Source organism: Duganella callida (genome assembly GCF_004614165.1).
In the GTDB taxonomy this organism is placed as follows: Bacteria; Pseudomonadota; Gammaproteobacteria; order Burkholderiales; family Burkholderiaceae_D; genus Rugamonas; species Rugamonas callida.
On sequence record NZ_SPVG01000228.1, the window covers coordinates 1 to 4,366 of the forward strand.

The window sequence follows — 4,366 nt, forward strand, 5'->3', positions numbered from 1 at the left end:
GGCAACAGCAGCGCGGCCGCGGCCGCCATCCACGCGCTGAAGGGCAGCGCCGGCTACCTGAGCACCGGCCACCTGCACACGCTGTGTCAGGAACTCGAGGCGGCCGCGGCGGCCGGCGACCTGGTGGAAGCGATCGACCTGTTGCCCGGGGTCGAGGCGGCGCTGGACCGGGCCTGCAGCGACCTGCGCGCCGCCGCTGTCTGACCCCGACTTCAGCAGACATTGCGTTTTTGCGCCACAATAGCGGACTGTTTCCCCTCTGCATCGAATATCATGACAACACCCACCAGCGCCGATGGCCTGCCGCCCGGGGCGCGCGGGCTGGCCATGCTGTCGGTCGCCATCGGCGTCGGCATGGCCTCGCTCGACACGGCAATCGCCAACACCGCGCTGCCGGCCATCGCCGAGCAGTTGCGCACCACCCCCGCCGCCTCGGTCTGGATCGTCGAAGTGTACCAGCTGGCCATGGTGGCCACGCTGCTGCCGTTCGCCGCGCTGGGCGAGGTGGCCGGCTACCGCCGGGTGGCGATCTTCGGCCTGGCGCTGTTCACGGCCGCCTCGCTGGCGTGCGCGCTGGCGTGGTCGCTGCCGCTGCTGGTGGTGGCGCGACTGTTCCAGGGCATCGGCGGCGCCGCGCTGATGGGCGTCAACACCGCGCTGCTGCGCGCCATCTTCCCGGCCGCGCTGCAGGGGCGCGGCTTCGGCTTCAATTCGCTGGTGGTGGCGGTGGCGTTCGCGGTCGGGCCGACGGCCGCCTCGCTGATCCTGGCGGTGGCGCCGTGGCCGTGGTTGTTCGCCATCAACGTGCCGCTGGGGGTGGGCGCGGTGTGGCTGGCGCGCCGCTCGCTGCCGCACACGGAGCGCGCCGGCCACACGATCGACGCCCCCACCGCGCTGCTCAACGTGTTCGCCTTCGGCCTGCTGATCCTGACCTTCGGCGACGCCGCCCACCTGGTCGGCTGGCGCCAGCTGCTGCCCGAGGCGCTGGGCACGCTGATCCTGTTCGCGCTGCTGCTGCGGCGCCAGGCCGGCCACAGCGCGCCGATGCTGCCGGTCGACCTGTTCAAGCGGCCGCTGTTCACCCTGTCGGCGCTGACGGCGGTGTGCACTTTTGCCACGCAGTCGCTGGCGTTCGTGTCGCTGCCGTTTTATTTCGAGACCACGCTGGGCCGCTCGCCGATCGAGACCGGCTTTTTGATGACGCCGTGGGCGGCGCTGGTGGCGGTGATGGCGCCGATCGCCGGCCGCCTGAGCGACCGCTATTCGCCGGGCGTGCTGGGCGGCATCGGCCTGGCGCTGCTGTCGGGCGGCATGGCCTCGCTGCTGCTGCTGCCGGCGGCGCCGACGCCGTTCGACATCGGCTGGCGCATGGCGTGGTGCGGCATCGGCTTCGGCTTTTTCCAGGCACCCAATTTGAAAGCCATCATGAGCAGTGCGCCGCCGTCGCGCGCGGGCGGCGCCAGCGGCATTGTCGCCACCGCGCGCCTGATCGGCCAGGCCAGCGGCGCGGCGCTGGTGGCGTATTGCTTCACCCTGTCGTCGAGCCACGGCACCCGCTATGCGCTGATGCTGGGCGCGGTGTTCGCCGCGGTGGCCTCGGCCGCCAGCTTCGCGCGGCTGGTGGTGCGCCAGCAGCCCTAGCGTGGGCGCGCCGCGGCGCGCTATCGTCTGCCGGCCCGGCGCCAGGACTGTTACACTGTCCGCCATCGCCACGAGGGAGACCGCCGCATGTCCAACCGCACGCTCAACCTGACCGACACCCTGTACGACTACGTGCTGGCGCACTCGCTGCGCGAGCAGCCGGCGCAAAGCGCCCTGCGCGAGGCCACGCGTGGCCACGAACGCGCCAGCATGCAGATTTCGCCGGAACAGGGCCAGTTCATGGCCTTGCTGGTGAAGCTGATGGGCGCCACCAACGCCATCGAGGTGGGCGTGTTCACCGGCTACAGCGCGCTGGCGGTGGCGCTGGCGCTGCCGCCGCAGGGGCGCCTGCTGGCCTGCGACCTCAGCGCCGAATACACCGACATCGCGCGCCGCTACTGGGCACAGGCCGGGGTGGCCGACAAGATCGACCTGCGGCTGGGGCCGGCGCTGGAGACCTTGCGCGCGCACCTGCACGACGGCGAGGCCGGGCTGTACGATTTCGCCTTCATCGACGCCGACAAGACCGGCTACGACGCGTATTACGAATGCTGCTTGCAGCTGGTGCGGCCGGGCGGGCTGATCCTGCTCGACAACACGCTGCGCGAGGGCAAGGTCACCGCGCGCGCCGACAACGCCGACACGGCGGCGATCCAGGCGCTCAACATCAAGCTGCGCCAGGACGAGCGCATCGACTTGTCACTGCTGCCGCTCAGCGACGGCCTGACGCTGGCGCGCCGCCGCTGACGCCGCCCGAGCTGAACAGTCGGGGTCAGAGCCGACATTCGGACAGTCGATCGGATGCGAATCAATGGCCGGATGCGGCGCGGCGGGCGGGCCGCGGCCCTATTTCGGCCGCACCGGCGGGATCGCCGCGTCCGGCTTGCTGAGCCAGCCGCTGCGCAGCTGGCCCACCGCCGCCGCCACCGCGCGCGCCACGTTGGCCACCTCCTGCTGGAACGGTTCATCGCGGTCGAGGTGCTGATGGCTGTCCGCGTACGACTCGTAATAGCCGAGATAACGGTCGAGCGCCGACTGCCGGCCGGCGTCGATCAGGCCCATCCAGTCCAGCCAGTCGGCCAGGTTGCGGCGCAGACTTTCGACCCCGGCCACGTCGCCGTGCACCACCAGCCCGTAGGCGCGGCCGGCCAGGTGCTTGGGATAATCCCAGCCGCGCTGCTCGATCTGCTTGGCCTCGGCCGCCTTCTTGCCGTGGGTAGTGGTCGGATCGGGGTTGCCGCCGTCGGCGCAGACCAGCCGGTCGATCATCAGCTTCAGCACCGACGGCGCCTGGTACCAGTAGGTCGGCGTCAGGATGATGACGCCGTGCGCGGCCACCCATTGCTCGTAGATCTCGGCCATCCAGTCGTTGGTCTGGCGCGCGCCGTGGTTGGGATAGCAGCTGCACGGCCAGTGGCACAGCGGCATGGCGGTCGAGACGCAGCCCTTGCACGGGTGGATGTGGCGGTCGTAATCGGAAATCAGCCGGCTGAGGTCGAGCACGTCGACCTCGATGTCGGCCTCCTCCAGCGCGGCGCGCGCCCACAGGCTCATGCGGTAGGTCTTGGAGATCTCGCCCGGGCAGCTGCCGTCGTTGCGCGCGGCGCCGATGATCAGCAGCACGCGCGAACGGGTCTGCGGGTCCTTCTGGCGCCGCTCGGCTTCGAGCAGGCGGTCGCGCGTGGCCTTCCACTCCACCGACAGATCGTAATCGGGATCGGCGAATTCCGGGCCGGCCTTCTGCGTGACGGGCGACTTGCGGCTGGCGTCATAGTTGCGCCACGCCACCTCCTCCACCTGCGCCAGCGCCGCGCGCACCGGCGCGAAGCTGGGATCCTCGAACGAGCGCATGAAGCGCAGATGGAATTCGTCGCGCTCCAGCTTCGGCGGCGCCTGCCCTTGCCTGACGTCAGTCATAAAATCCTCCTTGTAGGGCGCCAGCTTGGCAGCGGCGGCGCCGCCGCACTGTACGCTGACGCACGCAGGCGCTCATCCACGGCGTCCTACACGGCGGCGGCGCGTGCGCCTACGCACTCGACCGCCGGGGCGGCTTAGGATAACCACTCGGGGCGCACTCCGCGCCCGCTGACACGAGGAGAGCATCATGGGCAAACCAGACCAACGCGGCTTCAAACCGGGCGCCAACATGCCGCAGCAAGGTTACGATCCGGCGCACGAGGGCATGTCCGACAGCGGCAACCACGCGGTCGGCCATCCGGGCAACGACACCCCGTACGGCAACGACAATCTGCAGCAGGACCAGGGCGGCCGCAGTCCGGCGCGCTCGGAACAGACGCTGCGCCAGGACAACCAGAACCGCGCCAGCGAGCGCAACCAGCAAAGCGCCGAGGATGCGGCCAAGGCCGCCACCCACCGCGACCAGACCGCCGGCGCCCGCGCCGACGACTATACCCGGACCAACAAGCCGTCACGCTGATTTCCAGTTTACTGGACATGGAATTCCTGTAAAATGGATTCCATGGACATCCACCTGTTGATCGCCCGCCGCGTGCGGGCCCTGCGCGACGCGCAGCACCTGTCGCTCGAAGCCCTGGCCGCGCGCAGCGGCGTCAGCCGCTCCAATATCTCGCTGATCGAGCGCGGCGAGAGCAGCCCCACCGCCGCCGTGCTGGACAAGCTGGCCAGCGCGCTCGGCGTGGCGCTGGCCGCGCTGTTCGAGGACAAGGGCGGTGCGGACGCGCGGGCCAGCCCCCGCGGGCCGGGG

General features: G+C 70.5%; 6 protein-coding genes. 5 read left to right on the top strand and 1 reads right to left on the bottom strand.

Translation table 11 applies throughout. The annotated features are described in order from the left end of the window. From E4L98_RS22895 to E4L98_RS22905, 3 genes are all read left to right on the top strand, one after another. Positions 1-204 (top strand): Hpt domain-containing protein (locus E4L98_RS22895; RefSeq protein WP_135203848.1); only part of this gene is annotated, 204 nt, incomplete at its 5' end. A gap of 69 nt (positions 205-273) precedes the next feature. Beyond that, positions 274-1,641 (top strand): MFS transporter, encoded by a 1,368-nt coding sequence (locus E4L98_RS22900; RefSeq protein ID WP_135203849.1) that lies wholly within the window; start codon positions 274-276, stop codon positions 1,639-1,641. Between the two features lie 87 nt (positions 1,642-1,728). Then, positions 1,729-2,388, top strand: a complete 660-nt coding sequence (locus E4L98_RS22905; protein ID WP_135203850.1) for a class I SAM-dependent methyltransferase — start codon at positions 1,729-1,731, stop codon at positions 2,386-2,388. A 99-nt stretch (positions 2,389-2,487) separates the two neighbouring features. On the opposite strand, the gene E4L98_RS22910 is transcribed toward E4L98_RS22905, so the two are convergent. Beyond that, positions 2,488-3,558: a flavodoxin family protein gene (locus E4L98_RS22910; RefSeq protein ID WP_135203851.1), complete on the bottom strand. Its 1,071-nt coding sequence runs from the start codon at positions 3,556-3,558 to the stop codon at positions 2,488-2,490. A 187-nt stretch (positions 3,559-3,745) separates the two neighbouring features. Here E4L98_RS22910 and E4L98_RS22915 point away from each other — a divergent pair, with 187 nt between their 5' ends. Further along, positions 3,746-4,078: a hypothetical protein gene (locus E4L98_RS22915; RefSeq protein WP_135203852.1), complete on the top strand. Its 333-nt coding sequence runs from the start codon at positions 3,746-3,748 to the stop codon at positions 4,076-4,078. A gap of 42 nt (positions 4,079-4,120) precedes the next feature. Continuing rightward, the coding region (locus tag E4L98_RS22920) for a helix-turn-helix domain-containing protein (RefSeq protein ID WP_135203853.1) at positions 4,121-4,366 on the top strand (246 nt) is incomplete at its 3' end.